This window comes from Gluconacetobacter diazotrophicus PA1 5, from assembly GCF_000067045.1.
GTDB classification, from domain to species: domain Bacteria; phylum Pseudomonadota; class Alphaproteobacteria; order Acetobacterales; family Acetobacteraceae; genus Gluconacetobacter; species Gluconacetobacter diazotrophicus.
Map to the genome: position 1 here is coordinate 3,436,526 of NC_010125.1, position 16,692 is coordinate 3,453,217.

Genomic DNA, 16,692 nt, shown 5'->3' on the forward strand with positions numbered 1-16,692 from the left:
ATGATCACCCTCAACGACGTTCGCGCCGCCGCCGCGCGGATCGAGGGGCGTGTCCTGCGCACGCCCACCGTTCCCTCGCACGCGCTTTCCAGGGCGACGGGGGCGGACATCGTCCTGAAGCTGGACAATCTCCAGGCCGTGGGCTCGTTCAAGGAACGCGGGGCCGCCAACAAGCTGGCGCTGCTGACGCCCGAGGAACGCGCGCGCGGAGTGATCACCGTATCGGCCGGCAACCACGCCCAGGGCGTGGCCCGCCATGCCGCGCTGCTGGAAATCGACGCGGTCATCGTCATGCCGCGCTTCACCCCGGCCGCCAAGGTCACCCGCACCGCCGCCTGGGGCGCGCGCGTGGTGCTGGAAGGCGACAATTTCGCCGAGGCCACGGCCCATGCCAACGCCCTGTGCGCGCGGGAAGGCCGGGTCTTCGTCCATCCTTACGACGACCCCGAGGTCATGGCCGGCCAGGGCACCTTCGGCCTGGAACTGTTCGAGGATGCGGGCCCGCTCGACATCTTCGTCGGTCCGATCGGCGGCGGCGGCCTGCTGTCGGGCTGCGCCGTGGTGGGCCGCGCGCTGCGTCCCGGCATGGACATCATGGGCGTGCAGGTCGAAAGCTATTCCTCGGTGTCCGCTGTCCCGGGGGACGAGATCATGCCCCCCGGCGGCGCCACGATCGCCGAGGGCATCGCGGTGCTGCAGATCGGGCGGCAGCCGCTGTCGGTCATTCGCGACCATGTCTCACGCGTGCTGGTGGTGCCGGAACGCGCGGTCGAGGATGCGATCACCCTGATGGCCGAGGGCGCCAAGCAGGTCAGCGAGGGCGCGGGCGCCAGCGCCCTGGCGGCGGTCCTGACCTATCCCGAACTGTTCCGGGGCAAGCGGGTGGCGCTGCCGGTGACGGGCGGCAATATCGACAGCCGCATCCTGGCCAACACGCTGCTGCGCTCGCTGCTGCGCGACGGGCGGCTGCTGTGCCTGAAGATGGAAATCCCGGACCGGCCGGGCGTGCTGGCCGACATCTCGCGCATGATCGGCGAGGCCGGCGGAAACATCATCGAGGTCTCGCACCAGCGCCTGTTCACCGCCGCCAGCGTGCAGGCGGCCGAACTGGAAGTGATGATCGAAGCCCGCGACCCCACCCACGCGATGGAGATCATGGGGCAACTGGCCAAGACCTACATCGTCCGCCGGGTGTAGCCCCTCATATCCTGCCCGCCGGCAGGATTTTGCTGGATCGATATCAAAAATAAAATATGATATCGGTCCTTATGAAGAAGGGGCTTTCATCATGTCCTCTGTCGTCATCCGCAATCTTCCCGAAGAGACGCATCGGGCGCTGAAAGCGCGGGCCGCCCTGCATGGACACAGCACGGAAGCGGAAATCCGCGCCATTCTGGAAGCCGTCGTCCGGCCGCCGAAGCGCGTCAGGCTGGGGTCGCTTCTGGCGTCCATAGGTCGTGAAGCCGACGTGACCGAGCAGGATGTCGCGGCCTTGCAGCAGGTTCGGGATCAGACCCCAGCCGAGCCGATGACATTCGAATGATCCTTCTTGATACCAATGTGGTCTCGGAGCCATGGAAGCCTGTTCCTGAACCGCGTGTCCTGGAATGGATCGACGCCCAGGCGATCGAGACGCTGTGGCTGTCGGCCGTCACGGTGGCGGAATTGCGATTCGGAATTGCCGCCATGCCGGCAGGCCGGCGGCGTTCGATCCTGCATCAGAGTCTGGAACAGGACGTTCTGCCCCTGTTCGACGGGCGTGTCCTGCCCTTCGATCTGGCGGCGTCCCAGGCTTATGCAGATCTGATGATGCGGGCCAGGTCCGATGGACGGGCGATCGGCCAGGCGGACGGCTATATTGCCGCAATTGCCGCATCCCGCGGTTACGCGGTGGCCAGTCGGGATGTGTCGCCGTTCGAGGCGGCCGGTGTGAAGATCCTGAATCCGTGGCAGGGCGCCTGATGGCCGGACAGATCCGGCAGTCCGTGGCGTCCACGGCATGGCCTTCGACGCCGGCCTATGTGTCGTCGATGGTGAAGCCGACCTTCAGCATCACCTGATAGTGGCTGACCTTGCCGTCCACGACGTGGCCGCGCGTGCCCACGACCTCGAACCAGCGGATGGAATGCAGGCTGTCGGACGCGCGGGCCAGCGCGCCCGCGATGGCACCCTCGATCGAATCGGGGGATGAACCGACCAGTTCGACGATCTTGTAGACATGTCCGGACATCGTCTTCCTCCCTGTCCTGTAGGGGGAAAACGATGCCCGGACGCCTTGGTTGCTATTTGGTCCCGAACAGCCGGTCGCCGGCGTCGCCCAGACCGGGACGGATATAGCCGTGATCGTCCAGCCCGCGATCGATCGCGCAGGTGATGATCTTCACGTCGGGATGCGCCCGGGACAGGAAGGCCACGCCCTCGGGCGCCGCCAGCAGGCAGACGAACACGACGTGCCGCGCCCCCGCCCCCTTCAGCCGGTCGATGGCCGCCGCCGCGCTGTGGCCGGTGGCCAGCATCGGATCGACGACGATGCAGACACGCTCGCCGATATCGTCGGGCAGCTTCATGTAATATTCGACCGGCTCCAGCGTCGCATGGTCGCGGAACAGGCCGATATGCCCCACCCGCGCCGCCGGCAGCAGGTCCAGCATCCCGTCCAGGATGCCGTTGCCGGCCCGCAGGATCGACACCAGGCACAGTTTCTTGCCCGACAGCAGGTGCCCTTCCATGCGCTCCAGCGGCGTTTCGATCTCCACCGCTTCCAGCTTCAGGTCGCGCGTGGCCTCGTAGGCCATCAGCAGGCTGATTTCGCGCGTCAGGCGGCGGAACCCGGCGGTGGAGGTCGTCGCCTGGCGCAGGCGCGTCAGCTTGTGCTGGACCAGCGGATGGTCCAGCACCACCACCGGGGCGGGCGGAGTCTGCTCGCCGCTCATGCGGGCACGAACTCCAGCGCCACGCCGTTGATGCAGTAGCGCTGGCCGGTGGGCGGCGGCCCGTCGGGAAACAGATGGCCCAGATGCCCCTTGCAGGACGCGCAATGGATTTCCACCCGCACCATGCCGTGGCTGGTATCGACCTGTTCTTCCACCGCGCCGGGCAGCGCGTCATAATAGGACGGCCAGCCGCTGCCGCTGTCATATTTGGTATCGGACCGGAACAGCGGCGTGCCGCAGGCCGCGCAGCGATACAGGCCGGTGCGTTTTTCATGGTTCAGCGGGCTGGACCCCGGCCGCTCGGTCCCATGCTCGCGCATCACGCGGACCTGCTCGGGCGTCAGCACGCCGCAGACGGTGGGGGTTTTTACCTGGGTCATGCCGCATTCTCCATTCGGGCGGGCGTCTTTCCGTCGCCGGGACATTCGCAATCCCGAAATTTGATGCCATCATGAACGACAAAATTACGGGAGAGAATACCCATGACCACCCAGACGCACCTGCATCCCCGACGCCCGGTCATGCTCGTCATCCTCGACGGGTTCGGCTGGCGCGACGACCCGACGGACAACGCCGTCCGCGCGGCCCATACCCCTGCCTTCGACCGCCTGTGGCAGGAAGGCCCGCACGCCTTCCTGAAGACATGTGGCGAGGATGTCGGCCTGCCGGAAGGGCAGATGGGAAATTCCGAGGTCGGGCACCTGAATATCGGCGCCGGCCGCGTGGTCATGCAGGAACTGCCGCGCATCTTCGCCGCCATCCGTGACGGCAGCCTGGCCGCCAATCCGGTCCTGATGGGCCTGGTCGCAACCCTGAAGCAGAGCGGCGGCACCTGCCACCTGATGGGCCTGGTCTCGCCGGGCGGCGTGCATTCCCACCAGGACCATGCCGTGGCGCTGGCGAAGATCCTGGCCGACCAGGGGGTTCCGGTCGCCTTCCATGCCTTCACCGACGGGCGCGACACGCCGCCGCATTCCGGCCGCGAGTACGTGGCCAGCCTGCGCGCCGCCCTGCCGGACGCCGTGTCCATCGCCACGATGTCCGGCCGTTACTACGCCATGGACCGCGACCGCCGCTGGGACCGGGTGGAAAAGGCCTATGACGCCATCGTTTCGGCCCAGGGGCCGCATGGCGAGGACCCGCTCGCGGTGCTGGATGCGGCCTACAAGGCCGGAACCACGGACGAATTCCTGCCCCCGACCGTGCTGGGCACCTATGGGGGGATGAAGGACGGCGACGCCATCCTGTCCTTCAATTTCCGCGCCGATCGCATCCGCCAGCTTTTCGACGCGCTGCTGGAGAAGAATTTCGAGGGCTTCGCCCGCTCGCGCGTCATCCGGTTCTCCGCCGCCGTCGGCATGACGCGCTACAGCGACCGGCTGGCGGAGCTGATCGGGGTGCTGTTCCCGCCCGAGACGCTGGACGACCTGCTGGGCGAGGTGGTGTCGAAGGCCGGCCTGCACCAGTTGCGCATGGCCGAGACCGAGAAATACCCCCACGTCACCTACTTCCTCAACGGCGGCAAGGAAGCCCAGCTTCCGGGCGAGGACCGGATCATGGTGCCCTCGCCCAAGGTCGCGACCTATGACCTGCAGCCGGAAATGTCCGCCCCCGAACTGACCGACAAGGCGGTGGCGGCGATCGAAAGCGGCAAGTACGACCTGATCGTCCTGAATTACGCCAACGCCGACATGGTGGGCCATACCGGCGTGTTCGGTGCCGCCGTCAAGGCGATCGAGGCGGTGGATCGCGGCCTGAAACGCCTGGTGGAAGCGGTGCACCGCCAGCGCGGCGCACTGCTGGTCACGGCCGATCACGGCAATGCCGAAACCATGTTCGACGCCAAGACCGGCGGCCCGCACACCGCCCACACGCTGAACGTCGTGCCGGTGGTGCTGACCGGCGTGCGCGAGATGACGCTGCATGACGGCCGCCTGTCCGACCTGGCGCCCACCCTGCTGGCCCTGATGGGCCTGCCGCAGCCCGCCGCCATGACCGGGACGTCGCTGCTGGTCGAAAAACACCGTTTTTAACTTGAAACGCGCGCTGGTGGCCGGCCTGCTCGCCGGGCTGGCCACCTGGGTCCCGGCCCCCTGGGGGGTCCCGGCCATTGGGGGATCGGCCGATGCCGCCCCGCCCCGTGCCCCCCGCCACCATGCGCTTCATTCCGGCCGGGGGACCGATGACGCGGCGGCGGCGGCCCGCCGCGCGGTGGAACAGGCCCGCCTGGCGCGGCAGGCCCTGATCGCCCGGCAGCAGCGCCAGGCCAGCGACCTGGCCGCCCGCACCCAGGCACGCAACGCGGCGCAGGCGCAGGCCCGCCAGGACACCGCCCGCGCCGCCGCCCTGTCGGCCGCGACGGTCGACGCCACCGCCCAGCTTCAGCAGACCGAACAGCAGACCGCCGACCTGGCCGGCCGCGTGACGCCCTGCGAGCGGAACAGGCACGCCTGCGCGCCGAACTGGACCGGGATTCGGCCGCCATGGCGCCCATGCTGCCCCTGGCGGCACGGCTGGCGCGCTATCCGGCCGACACGCTGCTGGCCGCCCCCGTGCCGCCCGACGACGCCGTCACCGGCCTGCTGGTCATCAGGGGCCTGTCCGCGCAACTGGAACAGCGGGCCGACGCCATCCGCACCCGCCGCGCCGAACTGGCCCGGCTGGACGACGACCTGGCGCGCGAGGGCGCGCGGCTGGACGATCTGCAACGCCGGCAGGCGACGCAACGCGACGAGGTAGCCCGCGCCGCGCAGGCCGCGCGCCTGGCCCAGCGCCGGTCGACCGGCGCGGCGGCGCTGGCCGCGCGCCAGGTCGAGGACGCGACGCGGCAGGCCACCAGCCTGCAGGACGCCGTCGCGCGAATCGAGGCGCTGGAACAGGCCGCCGAGGACCGGCTGGAACGCGCGGCGCAGGCGGCGATGCGCGCGCACCACGCCGACGAGGCCGCCGCCGCCCACGCCCGCGCCCAGGCCATAGCCCAGGGTCCCGGGCCCGGTCCGGGCCCCGGGCCGGCGGCCGGGCGCGGCGCGCCGGTACCGGGCACCATCGTCACTGGCTGGGGCGCGGGGACCGAGGCCGGTCCCGCCACCGGCATCACCTACGCCCCCCCGCCCGGCGCCACGGTCCGCGCGCCCTGCGCGGGGCAGGTGGATTTCGCCGGCGCGTTCCGGTCGTACGGCCAGATGACCATCCTGGATTGCGGGCGGCATTACCGCTTCGTGCTGGCGGGACTGGGGTCGCTGGCGGTTTCCACCGGCCAGGCGCTGGCCCGGGGCGCGCCCGTCGGCAGCATGCCCGGCTGGTCGGGCCAGGGCGGCCGGCCCACCCTGTTCGTGCAGCTACGCCGGGGCGGCACCGCGATCGATCCCGCCCCGTTCCTGTGAGTAGGCAGTTTCCGCCGCGTGGGAGTTCGGTATAAGATTGCCGAAAATGACTCCCCACGTGCCCTTTGGCACGTACCGCCGTCCACGGCCCCACGCCAGGGGCGGCGGGCGGCTTCATTCAGGAGACGTACGGCATGACGTTCCGCACCGGCCTGCTGCTTGGTTGCGCCTTTCTGGCAGGTATCGCCGCGGGTCCGCAGATCACCCACCTTCCCGGCCTGGGGGGTGGCAACCTGACGTCCAACGCCCTGGCCGCCAGCCTGTCGAAGGACAGCGATTCACCGGCCGAGAATTTCCGCCTGCTGTCGCTGTTCGGCCACGTGCTGGAACAGGTGAAGGCGAACTATGTCGATCCGGTCTCGAATCGCGACCTGATCATCAACGCGCTGAACGGCATGCTGAGCGGCCTGGACCCGCACAGCTCGTACATGACCGAAAAGCAGTACGGCGACCTGCAGGTCCAGACCAAGGGCGAATTCGGCGGGCTGGGGCTGGAGGTGCAGGGCGAGGACAGCCATATCCGCGTCGTCTCGCCGGTCGACGACACGCCGGCGGCGCGCGCCGGGATCAAGCCGGGCGACTACATCGTCGCGATCGACGGCAAGAACATCGACGGCCTGCCGCTGGACGAGGCCGTGGGGCGCATGCGCGGCAAGCCGGATACCAAGATCACCCTGACCCTGATCCGGGAAAAGACGCCCAAGCCGATCGTCGTGACCATGACCCGCGCGATCATCCATATCCAGGTCATCCGATCGGCGCTGTACGACACGGTGGGCTACATCCGCGTCTCGCAGTTCAACGAGGAGACCGGCCCGGGATTGGAAGCCGCGTTCCGCAAGCTGAAGGACGAAGCCCACGGCCACCTGACCGGGCTGGTGCTGGACCTGCGGTCCGACCCGGGCGGGCTGCTGAACCAGGCGATCCAGGTCGGGTCCGATTTCATCCGCAATGGCGAGATCGTTTCGACCCGCGCCCGCCATCCGCAGGAAAGCCAGCGGTGGGACGCGCACGGCACCGACATCACCGACGACCTGCCGATGGTGGTGCTGATCAATGGCGGTTCGGCCTCGGCCAGCGAAATCGTCGCCGGCGCGCTGCAGGACCACCAGCGCGCGGTGGTGGTGGGCGAAAAATCCTTCGGCAAGGGCTCGGTGCAGACCATCCTGCCCATCCCGGGCGACGGCGCGCTGCGGCTGACGACGGCGCGCTACTACACGCCCTCGGGCCGGTCCATCCAGGGGCTGGGCATCGTGCCCGACGTGACAGTGCGCGAAACGCGCGAGGACCCGGCCTACAGCATCCGCGAGGCCGACCTCAGCCACATCATCAAGAACCAGGGCGGCAATACCGCCAAGCCGCCGGCCCGCACCGACCTGCCCGCCATCGTGTCGTCCATCCCCGACGAGCCGCCGGCGAACTGGCCGTCCTTCGACCCGACCAAGCCGGCCACCGACTTCCAGTTGCAGGAAGGGCTGAAGATCGTCCGCGCGATGGGAACGGGGCCGCGTTCGGCCGCCGCCGCCGTCCCCGCGGCGCCGCGTCATGACTGACGCGGCGGACCTGCCCTATCGCCGCAATGTCGGTGCCATGCTGTTCAACGCCCAGGGCAGGATCCTGATCGGCCGCCGCACCGACCAGCCGGGCGCCGGCGGCCCGCTGGATGGCGGCGTCTGGCAGTGCCCGCAGGGCGGCATCGACGCCGACGAGGACCCGGAAGAGGCGGTGCTGCGCGAACTGCGCGAGGAAATCGGCACCGACCGGGCCGTCATCATGGGCGCGCGGCCGGACTGGCTGACCTACGACCTGCCCGCCGCGCTGATCGGCCGGGCGCTGGGCGGGCGCTATCGCGGCCAGACGCAGAAATGGTTCGCCCTGCGCTTCACCGGGCAGGATTCGGATATCCGCCTGGACGACCAGCAGCCGCCGGAATTCGATGCCTGGCAGTGGATCGACCTGCCCAGCCTGCCGGAGCGCAATGTCGGCTTCAAGCGCGACATCTACCGGACCCTGGTCCGCGACTTCGCCCGCTTCAGCCAGCCTGCCTGAGGGCGGGCAGCACGTGCAGGCGCAGCAGCGGCGCCAGCACGGCCTCCCCATGGGATGCGCGCAGGTCGAACCACAGCATCTGCGCGATTTCCGCGCGGATGGCTGGCCGGCCCTCCAGCCGGCCGCGATACACCGCCGACTGCACGGTGAATCCCGGCTCGTTCGCCGCGGGCGCCGCGAAGCGGCCCAGCAGCGCGACCGATTCCGGATGCAGGCCGCAGCCCAGTTCCTCGTCCAGTTCGCGCCGCAGGGTGGCGGCCTCGTCCTCGCCCGGCTCGGCCTTGCCGCCGGGCAGCATGAAGGCATCGGTGCCGCGCTTGCGCACCAGCAGCAACGCCCCTTCGCGCACGATCGCCGCCGAGACGACGCGAATGACGGGCCCCAGGTCCTGCGACAGGCTCAATGCGCCGCTCCCGGCTTGCCGCCGCCACGGATGGGCGACAGCAGGAAGCAGAACGGCACCACCATGAACGCCCCTATGCCCAGGATCATGAAGACCTCGTTATAGGCCAGGATCGCGATCTGGCGGGTGAATTCCAGGAACAGCCGATGCTGCGCCACGGCGTTGACCGCCGCCGAGGCCACCCCGCGCCCCGCCGCCGCCTGGCGCGCATGCGCCAGGTAATCGACATAGGGCTGGCTGAACGGCGTCATCCAATGGACCATCTGCGTCTGGTGCGCCTGCCGGATTTCCGTCAGCAGGGCGGTGGACCCGGAGATCGCGATCGAGCCCAGCACGTTGCGCGCCATGCTGAACAGGGCGGACGCATCGGCGTTCAACTCGCGCGGCAGGGTCGCATAGGTGATGGTGGAAATCGGCACGAACAGGAACGCCAGGCTGGCGGTCTGGCCCATGCGGAACCACACCAGGTGGCGGAAATCCAGCGCCGGCACCAGATGCGCGGACCAGAACAGCGACACGCCCATGAAGAAGAAGCCGAACGCGATCAGCACCCGCAGGCTGACATATTTCATCGCCCGCCCGACCAGCGGGATCAGGATGATGACCGCGATGCCGCCGGGCGAGAGGATCAGGCCGGACAGCGTCGCGGTATAGCCCATCACCTGCTGCGCGAACTGCGGCACGATGATCGCCGAGGCATAGAGCAGCGCGCCCACCGCCCCGATCAGCGCCGTGCCGGTCGCGAAATTGCGGTCCTTGAACACGCGCAGGTCCACCGCCGGCCGCTTGGTGGTCAGCAGCCAGGCGACCGCCCCGCCGATGCCCAGGACGGCCAGTACCGCCATGGTGCGGATCATCCCCGACCCGAACCAGTCCTCGTCCTCGCCCCGGTCGACCGCGACCTCCAGGCAGCCGAAGCCGATGGCGATCAGGCCGATGCCGACGATATCGAGCGGCGCCTTCTGCTTCTGCGCCCAGGGCGGGTCGTCCACGACCATCGACACCGCGAAGGTCGCCAGCAGGCCCACCGGCACGTTGATGAAGAAGATCCAGCGCCAGGAATAATTGTCGGTGATCCACCCGCCCAGCGACGGCCCGATCACCGGCGCCACGATGGTCGCGATCGCCGTCAGGCCGAACGCCGCCGCCCGCCGTTCGGGCGGGAACGTGTCCAGAATGATCGATTGCTGGTTCGGCTGCAGCCCGCCGCCGAAGAAGCCCTGCATCAGGCGGAACATGATCAGTTGCGGCAGGCTGTGCGAGATCCCGCACAGGAAGGACGAGACCGAGAACATGAAGATGCAGATGATGAAATAGCGCTTGCGCCCCAGCAGCTTTCCCAGCCACCCGGAAATGGTCAGGACGATGCCGTTCGCCACCAGGTACGATGTCAGGGTCCAGGTCGCATCGTCATAGGTCGAGGACAGGCTGCCGGCGATATGCGGCAGCGAGACGTTGACGATGGTCGTGTCCAGGATTTCCATGAACGCCGCCACGGTCACGATGACCGCGATCAGCCACGGGTTGGCCCGCGGCTTCCAGGGCTGCGGCGCATCCGCCGCCGCCCCCGCATCCCCCGGCGGCGCGCCGCTCACTTCGTGTAGACCGTCGGCTCGACCGACAGGCCCAGCGACAGCGGCACGTCGGCGCGCAGCCCCTCGTCGATCAGGATCTTCACCGGCACGCGCTGGACGATCTTCACGTAATTGCCGGTGGCGTTTTCCGGCGGGAAGGCGCTGAAGGTGGCACCCGTGCCGAGCTGGATCGAATCCACATGGCCCCGCAGGTTCAGGAACGGATAGGCATCGACCGCGATATCGACCTTCTGCCCCGGCCGCATGTGGGTGACCTGCGTTTCCTTGTAGTTCGCGATCACCCAGACCTCGGGCTCGACGATCGAGAAGATCGACTGGCCTTCGCTGACGAAGCTGCCGCGTTCGATATTGCGCTGGGAAATCCAGCCGTCATGCGGCGCCCGGATTTCGGTCCAGCCCAGGTTCAGTTCCGCCTGGGTCAGTTGCGCCTGCGCCTGCGTCACCTGCGCGTCGAACTGGCCGACCCGCGTCTGCGTGTTCGAGATATTGGCCTTCACCGGCTCGGCCACCTGCAGGTTGCCCTGGGCCTGCAGCACCTGGGCCTTGGCGGCCTGCAGCGCGGCGGTGGCGTAGTCGATATCCTGCTGCGTGGTGGCCGCGCGGGCCACCGCGTGCTGGCGGCGATAATCGGTCTCGGCCCTGAATTCCTGCGCCTGGGCGGACAGCAACTGTCCCTGCGCCGCGATCAGGCGGCCGGGGAAATCCTTCTGCGCGACCAGCAGGCCGAACTGCGCGCCGGCCGCCTGGGCACGGGCGATGTCCAGCGTCGCGGCCGCGTTGTCGCGCGCGGCGCGATAATCGCGGTCATCGATCTTCGCCAGCAGGTCGCCGGCATGCACGAACTGGTTGTCGTTCACCAGCAGGGCGGTGACGTAGCCGCGCACATGCGGGGCGATCGTCACCGCGCGCCCGGCGGTGAAGGCATCGTCGGTCTCGATATCGTTGCGGGTCAGGAACCAGTACACCCCCGCCCCCACGGCGACGACCGCGACGAAGGCGATCAGGCCGATCCGCACCATCGGATTGGATTTTTTCCTGCGCGTGTCGTCCGGCGTCTTGCCCGGCGTAGCGCCGTCTTGCTCGGCCATACGGTTCCTCTTGTTTCCAGCCCTGCCGCCAGCGCGGACATATTGACCGAACCGGTCGGTCAATCCATGGCACGAAGCGCCCGATCCATCAACCGCCCCCGCAGGTGAAAAACCCACGCGCCACGATACCGCGCGGCGCTTCACGGCCATCAGGTTGTTTTGAAATCGTTTTTTAAAGCAATCGTAAAGGACGCGCCACCAGCCCGCGTTTACGGGCCGACTTCGCCGAATGCCTGTGTCCGGACCATCCGGGCGTACAACCCGTCGGCTTCCATCAGGGCCGCGTGGGTACCGCATTCGACCCCCTGCCCGCCCGCCATCGCGACCACCAGGTCGGCCGAGCGTACGGTCGACAGCCGATGGGCCACGACGATGGTGGTCCGCCCCTGGCGCAACTGGCCCAGCGCCTGCTGGACCAGGGCCTCGCTCTCGCTGTCCAGGGCGCTGGTGGCCTCGTCCAGCAGCAGCACGCGCGGGTCGCGCAGCAGCGCGCGGGCCAGGGCCACGCGCTGGCGCTGGCCGCCCGACAGGCGCTGCCCGCCCGGCCCCACCCGGGTGGCGAAGCCCTCGGGCAGCGCGTCGATGAAGGACTCCGCCGCGGCGGCGCGCGCCGCCGTGCGGATTTCGGCATCCGTGGCGCCCGGGCGGCCGATGCGGATGTTGTCGGCCACCGACAGGTCGAACAGCAGCGTGTCCTGGCTGACATAGGCGATGGCGTCGCGCAGGTCGCCCAGCCGGAGCGCCCGCAGGTCGACCCCGTCCAGCACGATGCGCCCGGCGCCGACGTCATGCAGGCGGGGGATCAGCGACAGGGCGGTGGATTTCCCGGCCCCGGACGGGCCGACCAGCGCCACGGTCAGCCCGGGCCGGGCCTCGAAGCTCAGCCCGTCCAGCCCGCCGTCCGTCCGGATAGAAGAAGGACACGTCTCGAAGCGCAGATGGCCGTTGCCGGCGGGCAGCGGACGGGCATCGGGGGATTCGACGATGTCGGCGGGCTCGTCGATCACGGCGAAGATGCGTTCCAGCCCGGCCGCCCCTTCCTGCAACGCCGCGTTCAGCGATCCCAGCGCCCGCAGCGGGCGCGCGGCCAGCAGCAGGGCCGCCACGAAGCCGGAAAAATCGCCCAGCGTCGCGCCGCCCCGCGCGGCGCGCCAGCCGGCGAACCCCAGCACGGCGGCGACCGCCGAGCCACCCAGCACCTCCAGCACCGGATCGACGCGGGCCCGCCCCCGGGCGATGCGCTGCAGGGCCATGTGCAACTGGTCGAACGTGTGGCTGACGCGGGCCTCCTCGTTCTGTTCCAGCCGGTAGACGCGCACCGTGCGGGCCTGCGCGAAGCTTTCGGTCAGCAGGGCCGAGGTCTCGCCCATGCGTTCCTGCATGCCGCCCGAGGCACGGCGGACCTTCTTGCCCAGGCGCTGGATCGGCACCGCCGCGACCGGATACAGCACGGCGGCGATCAGGCTGAGTTCCCAATCCATGTAGAACATGGACACGACCAGGCCCGCGACCGTGACCACGTCGCCGATCGAATTGACCGCGCGGATCATCGCCTCGCGGATCGACACGGCATCGGTGGTGAAGCGCGCCGAAAGCTGCGCCGGGGCCTCGCGCTCGATGCGCGAGATATCGGTGTGCAGCAGATGCCGGAACATGCGCGCCTGCAGCCCGCGTATCACGATCAGGACCAGGTTCTGCACCGCCACGGTCTGGCCGTACTGGGACAGCGCCTTGGCGGCGGTGATCAGGATCACCAGCGCCGGCACCTGGTAGAGGATGCGCGGATCATGGGCGGCGAACATGTCCAGCGCCCGCTGGATCACCAGCGGGTACAGGCCGGTCAGCGACGCCATCACGACGGTCAGCCCGATCACCGATGCGATGCGCCCGCGATGCAGGCGCACTTCCGACCGCCACAGCCGGCGCAGCAGGACGGTACTGCGCTCGGAATTCTGCGGGCCGCCCCCGGGGGGCACCAGCGACGCGGCGGCAGGGGACGGGGTTCGAGGCGGGACGACGTTCATGGGGCTCTTTAAACAAGGAGTTCGCAACAAAGGAAAGCGACGGGCCGCCCGCCGGTTGCCCACCCGGTCAGGCGGTATCGGCGACCATGCGCTCAAGCTGGGCCATGCAGGCCCGCCGCCCGGCGCGGCATCCCCCTGCCATCCACCAGTCGCGAACCCGCTCCAGCACTGCGCCCACACGCGGCCCGGCCGCCACGCCGGCCGCCACCACGTCGCGCCCGGCCAGGGGGAAGACCGGCCGCGCCCGGGCCAGCAGGTCGGCCCGCAGCCCGTCCCATGCCGCCGAGGGCGCGCCTACCCGCTCCGCCTGCACCCGCCAGCTTCGCCGGACCAGGATCTCGGCCGCCTCGTTCGCCAGCATCCGGCGCCGCGCGTCGTCGTCCGCCCCCGGTTCGGGCACCTCCGGGTCGGGCGCCGCCGAATCGGCCGTCACGCCCAGGGAGGCCAGGGACGCGGCTTCGGCCCGCGACAGGCGCAACCGCGCCGCCAGAAGGCCGGGCGTCGCCCGGGCCAGGACGCCGAGGAACAGGATGGCGTCGGGCGGCGCCCCGGCGGCGACCAGCCGGGCCAGCGCCGGCAGGTCGTACCCCTCAGGCAGCAGCCGCGCCAGCACGCCCGTCCGCTCCATCAGCCCCAGGCTCTCCATCACGGCGGGGCCGGAGAGGATGCGCCGCAATTCGGACCAGACGCGTTCGGCCGACAGGCGCGACAGGGCCCCGGCCGCCGCCGCATCCGCGATCGCCGCCATCGCCGCCGCATCCGGTGTCCCTTGGCCATAGCGGGCGTGGAAGCGGAAGAAGCGCAGCACGCGCAGCGCGTCCTCGCGGATGCGGGTCGCCGGATCGCCGACGAAGCGCACATGCCCGGCTTCCAGGTCCGCCCGGCCGCCGAACGCATCATGCACCACCCCGTCCCGGCCGCAGGACATCGCGTTGATGGTGAAATCGCGCCGGGCCGCGTCCTCGGCCCAGTCGTCGGTCCAGGCGACGACGGCGTGGCGCCCGTCGGTACGTTCGTCCCGGCGCAGGGTCGTGATCTCGTAGGGGCGGCCCGCGATCACCGCCGTCACCGTTCCATGGGCCAGCCCGGTGGCCACGACCTTGATCCCCGCCGCCTCCAGCGCCGCCAGCACCTGGTCCGGCGGCTCCGGCGTGGCGAGATCGAGGTCCGAGACCGGACGGCCCGCCAGCAGGTCGCGCACCACGCCGCCCACCAACCGCGCCCGCGGCAGCACGGCCCACAGGCGGTCCAGCCCCGCCCGCCCGTCCGGCAGCACTGTCGCCAGACGGCACGGCAGGTCGTCCGCCGCCACGGCGCACCCGTACGTCATGCCGGGCCGATCACGCGGCACCCTTTACCGGGCATGCCATTCATTCGGATGCGTCGGGCGTCGGCAGGCGCGACAGCGGGAAGAAGACGTTGCGGCTCCACACCCCCAGGCAGGGCACGCCGCAACAGACCCCGGGGACCGCCAGGCCGCCAGTTCGTAATAGACGGCACGGGCAATCCGGGCCTGGATGGGAAAGGCCCCGTCGCCGTCGCGCACATGCAGGTAGGGAACGGGGCCGCTGCCGCATTCCGCGCAGGGCACGTTCCAGTCGGCCTGGATCGGATGCTCCGGCCCGGCACAGACCACCAGATCCACATTGGTGCGGAAGGACAGTACCTGGCTGCGCCCGCACCCGGCCCAATGCAGTTCCACGGCAACGAAGGGCGCATCCTCGACGGTGATCGTCCCACGCTCGGTCGGGGTCTGCATCCAGTACGCCCCCTCGGCATCCCGCGTCAGGACCGAGGCGAACAGGCAGACCATCGGCTTGCGGCGGATCGGCGTGCCGCGATAGAGCCACGTCCCGTCGCGCTGCACCAGGAACGGCAACGCCCCGCAGGACCGCCCCGCCCCCCGCGGCCGCTCCGGAGGGGACGCGTGGGGGCCGGCGGCAGCCAGGGAGGAGCATTCCGCGCCGGCCAGATCGAAGGCGGCGTGCGTATTCTGATCGTCAGCCAACTGCGTTACCCGCGCCTGTTGAACCATGCTCCCCGATATAGGGATCAGACCCGACGTGATGAAACCCCCAACCCCCGATAAACCCCCCAACCAAACCCGGGACTTGATGAACCCGGACCTTGATGAAACCCCAGGACCTGTCAGATTAAGGGTATGACGATATCGGACGCCCTGCCCTCCGCCACCGGAACCGTACCGGACACCGCGCGCACCTCCATGCCCGACGCAGCCGCCGCCGACCTGGGCCTGGCGGACCGCCTGGGCGGCAAGCTGCAGGCCGCGCGCGCCGAGATCGGGCGCATCATCCACGGCCAGCGCGACGTCATCGATCAAACCCTCGTCAGCATCCTGGCCGGCGGCCATACGCTGCTGGTGGGCGCGCCGGGGCTGGGCAAGACGCTGCTGGTCACGACGCTGGGCACCGTGCTGGGGCTGGAGGCGCGGCGCGTGCAGTTCACGCCCGACCTGATGCCCTCCGACATCACGGGCAGCGAGATCCTGGACGAAGACGAGCATGGCCGCCGCAGCTTCCGCTTCGTGCGCGGCCCGGTCTTCTGCCAGTTGCTGATGGCCGACGAGATCAACCGCGCCAGCCCCCGCACCCAGTCGGCCCTGCTGCAGGCTATGCAGGAACACCGGGTGGCCATCGCCGGGACCGAGCACGCGCTGCCCCATCCGTTCCACGTCCTGGCCACCCAGAACCCGATCGAGCAGGAAGGCACCTACCCGCTGCCCGAGGCGCAGCTCGACCGGTTCATGCTGCAGGTCCCGCTGGGCTTCCCCGACGCCGCGGCCGAACGCGCCATGCTGCTGGCCACGACCGGAACCCAGGACGCCACCCCGCGCCCCGTCCTGACCGACCGCGAACTGATCGACGCCCAGCGCCTGGTCCGCGCCCTGCCGGTCGGCGACAAGGTGGTCGATGCCATCGTGCGCCTGGTCCGCGCCGCCCGGCCGGAAACCACGCAGGACGCGACCATCCGCGACTCCGTCGCCTGGGGGCCCGGCCCCCGCGCCGCGCAGGCCCTGATGCTGGCCACCCGCGCGCGGGCGCTGATGGACGGGCGCCTGTCGCCCAGCATCGACGACATCGCGGCCCTGGCGGAGCCGGTGCTGGCCCACCGCATGTCCCTGACCTTCACCGCCCGGGCCGAGAACAGGAGCCTGCCGCAACTGATCGACGGCCTGCTCCAGACCCTGGACTGACCG

The 16,692-nt window shown here is 69.9% G+C and carries 16 protein-coding genes and 2 pseudogenes; 9 read left to right on the forward strand and 9 right to left on the reverse strand.

All coding sequences use genetic code 11. The features are described 5' to 3' along the window. The 3 genes from GDI_RS15835 to GDI_RS15845 all read left to right on the forward strand — a co-directional run bounded on the left by GDI_RS15835 (position 1) and on the right by GDI_RS15845 (position 1,962). On the forward strand, positions 1 to 1,197 hold the full coding sequence (locus GDI_RS15835; protein WP_012227835.1) for a threonine ammonia-lyase: 1,197 nt from the start codon (positions 1 to 3) through the stop codon (positions 1,195 to 1,197). Between the two features lie 91 nt (positions 1,198 to 1,288). Further along, entirely contained in the window at positions 1,289 to 1,543 is a 255-nt protein-coding gene (locus tag GDI_RS15840; RefSeq protein ID WP_012227836.1) for a FitA-like ribbon-helix-helix domain-containing protein, read from the forward strand. Beyond that, positions 1,540 to 1,962 carry a type II toxin-antitoxin system VapC family toxin gene (locus GDI_RS15845; protein WP_012227838.1) on the forward strand — a complete coding sequence of 141 codons (423 nt, stop codon included), beginning with the start codon at positions 1,540 to 1,542 and terminating at the stop codon, positions 1,960 to 1,962. The genes GDI_RS15840 and GDI_RS15845 overlap by 4 nt, the downstream gene beginning before the upstream one ends. 55 nt (positions 1,963 to 2,017) lie before the next feature. On the opposite strand, the gene GDI_RS15850 is transcribed toward GDI_RS15845, so the two are convergent. Genes GDI_RS15850 through msrB form a run of 3 tightly spaced genes read right to left on the reverse strand, consistent with a single transcriptional unit; the run spans position 2,018 to position 3,313 of the window. Then, positions 2,018 to 2,230 (reverse strand): dodecin, encoded by a 213-nt coding sequence (locus tag GDI_RS15850; protein ID WP_012227840.1) that lies wholly within the window; start codon positions 2,228 to 2,230, stop codon positions 2,018 to 2,020. Positions 2,231 to 2,282: 52 nt separating this feature from the next. Further along, on the reverse strand, positions 2,283 to 2,933 hold the full coding sequence (gene upp / locus GDI_RS15855; protein WP_012227842.1) for a uracil phosphoribosyltransferase: 651 nt from the start codon (positions 2,931 to 2,933) through the stop codon (positions 2,283 to 2,285). After that, the gene (msrB, locus tag GDI_RS15860; protein ID WP_012554711.1) at positions 2,930 to 3,313 is read right to left on the reverse strand and encodes a peptide-methionine (R)-S-oxide reductase MsrB; all 384 of its coding nucleotides are present in this window, start codon (positions 3,311 to 3,313) and stop codon (positions 2,930 to 2,932) included. The genes upp and msrB overlap by 4 nt, the downstream gene beginning before the upstream one ends. Before the next feature lie 102 nt (positions 3,314 to 3,415). Here msrB and gpmI point away from each other — a divergent pair, with 102 nt between their 5' ends. The 5 genes from gpmI to GDI_RS15880 all read left to right on the forward strand — a co-directional run bounded on the left by gpmI (position 3,416) and on the right by GDI_RS15880 (position 8,365). Then, complete coding sequence (gene gpmI, locus GDI_RS15865) at positions 3,416 to 4,966, forward strand: 2,3-bisphosphoglycerate-independent phosphoglycerate mutase (protein ID WP_012227846.1); 1,551 nt, start codon at positions 3,416 to 3,418, stop codon at positions 4,964 to 4,966. 1 nt (position 4,967) lies between these two features. After that, a complete protein-coding gene (locus GDI_RS20350; RefSeq protein ID WP_231854140.1) occupies positions 4,968 to 5,672 on the forward strand; it encodes a hypothetical protein in 705 nt (234 codons plus the stop codon). Between the two features lie 179 nt (positions 5,673 to 5,851). Then, positions 5,852 to 6,316 (forward strand): murein hydrolase activator EnvC family protein, encoded by a 465-nt coding sequence (locus GDI_RS20355; RefSeq protein WP_231854362.1) that lies wholly within the window; start codon positions 5,852 to 5,854, stop codon positions 6,314 to 6,316. Between the two features lie 134 nt (positions 6,317 to 6,450). Further along, positions 6,451 to 7,869 carry a S41 family peptidase gene (locus tag GDI_RS15875; RefSeq protein WP_012227854.1) on the forward strand — a complete coding sequence of 473 codons (1,419 nt, stop codon included), beginning with the start codon at positions 6,451 to 6,453 and terminating at the stop codon, positions 7,867 to 7,869. Continuing rightward, positions 7,862 to 8,365, forward strand: a complete 504-nt coding sequence (locus GDI_RS15880) for an RNA pyrophosphohydrolase (RefSeq protein WP_012227855.1) — start codon at positions 7,862 to 7,864, stop codon at positions 8,363 to 8,365. Before GDI_RS15875 ends, GDI_RS15880 begins: the two co-directional genes overlap by 8 nt. On the opposite strand, the gene GDI_RS15885 is transcribed toward GDI_RS15880, so the two are convergent. The 6 genes and pseudogenes from GDI_RS15885 to GDI_RS15910 form a co-directional block, all read right to left on the reverse strand. Continuing rightward, positions 8,349 to 8,768, reverse strand: coding sequence for an NUDIX hydrolase (locus GDI_RS15885; protein WP_012227856.1), 420 nt, complete (start codon positions 8,766 to 8,768; stop codon positions 8,349 to 8,351). The genes GDI_RS15880 and GDI_RS15885 overlap by 17 nt on opposite strands. After that, the gene (locus GDI_RS15890) at positions 8,765 to 10,363 is read right to left on the reverse strand and encodes a DHA2 family efflux MFS transporter permease subunit (protein WP_012227857.1); all 1,599 of its coding nucleotides are present in this window, start codon (positions 10,361 to 10,363) and stop codon (positions 8,765 to 8,767) included. Before GDI_RS15890 ends, GDI_RS15885 begins: the two co-directional genes overlap by 4 nt. Then, on the reverse strand, positions 10,360 to 11,451 hold the full coding sequence (locus tag GDI_RS15895; RefSeq protein ID WP_012227859.1) for an HlyD family secretion protein: 1,092 nt from the start codon (positions 11,449 to 11,451) through the stop codon (positions 10,360 to 10,362). The genes GDI_RS15890 and GDI_RS15895 overlap by 4 nt, the downstream gene beginning before the upstream one ends. Positions 11,452 to 11,660: 209 nt before the next feature. Beyond that, positions 11,661 to 13,475: pseudogene (locus tag GDI_RS15900) on the reverse strand (ABC transporter ATP-binding protein). Between the two features lie 67 nt (positions 13,476 to 13,542). Then, a complete protein-coding gene (locus tag GDI_RS15905) occupies positions 13,543 to 14,805 on the reverse strand; it encodes a CCA tRNA nucleotidyltransferase (RefSeq protein ID WP_012554706.1) in 1,263 nt (420 codons plus the stop codon). A gap of 40 nt (positions 14,806 to 14,845) precedes the next feature. Then, positions 14,846 to 15,510, reverse strand: a pseudogene (locus GDI_RS15910) (DUF1285 domain-containing protein). Positions 15,511 to 15,636: 126 nt separating this feature from the next. Between GDI_RS15910 and GDI_RS15915 the strand changes: the two are divergent. Next, positions 15,637 to 16,689 carry an AAA family ATPase gene (locus GDI_RS15915; RefSeq protein WP_012227874.1) on the forward strand — a complete coding sequence of 351 codons (1,053 nt, stop codon included), beginning with the start codon at positions 15,637 to 15,639 and terminating at the stop codon, positions 16,687 to 16,689. Positions 16,690 to 16,692 lie beyond the last annotated feature (3 nt).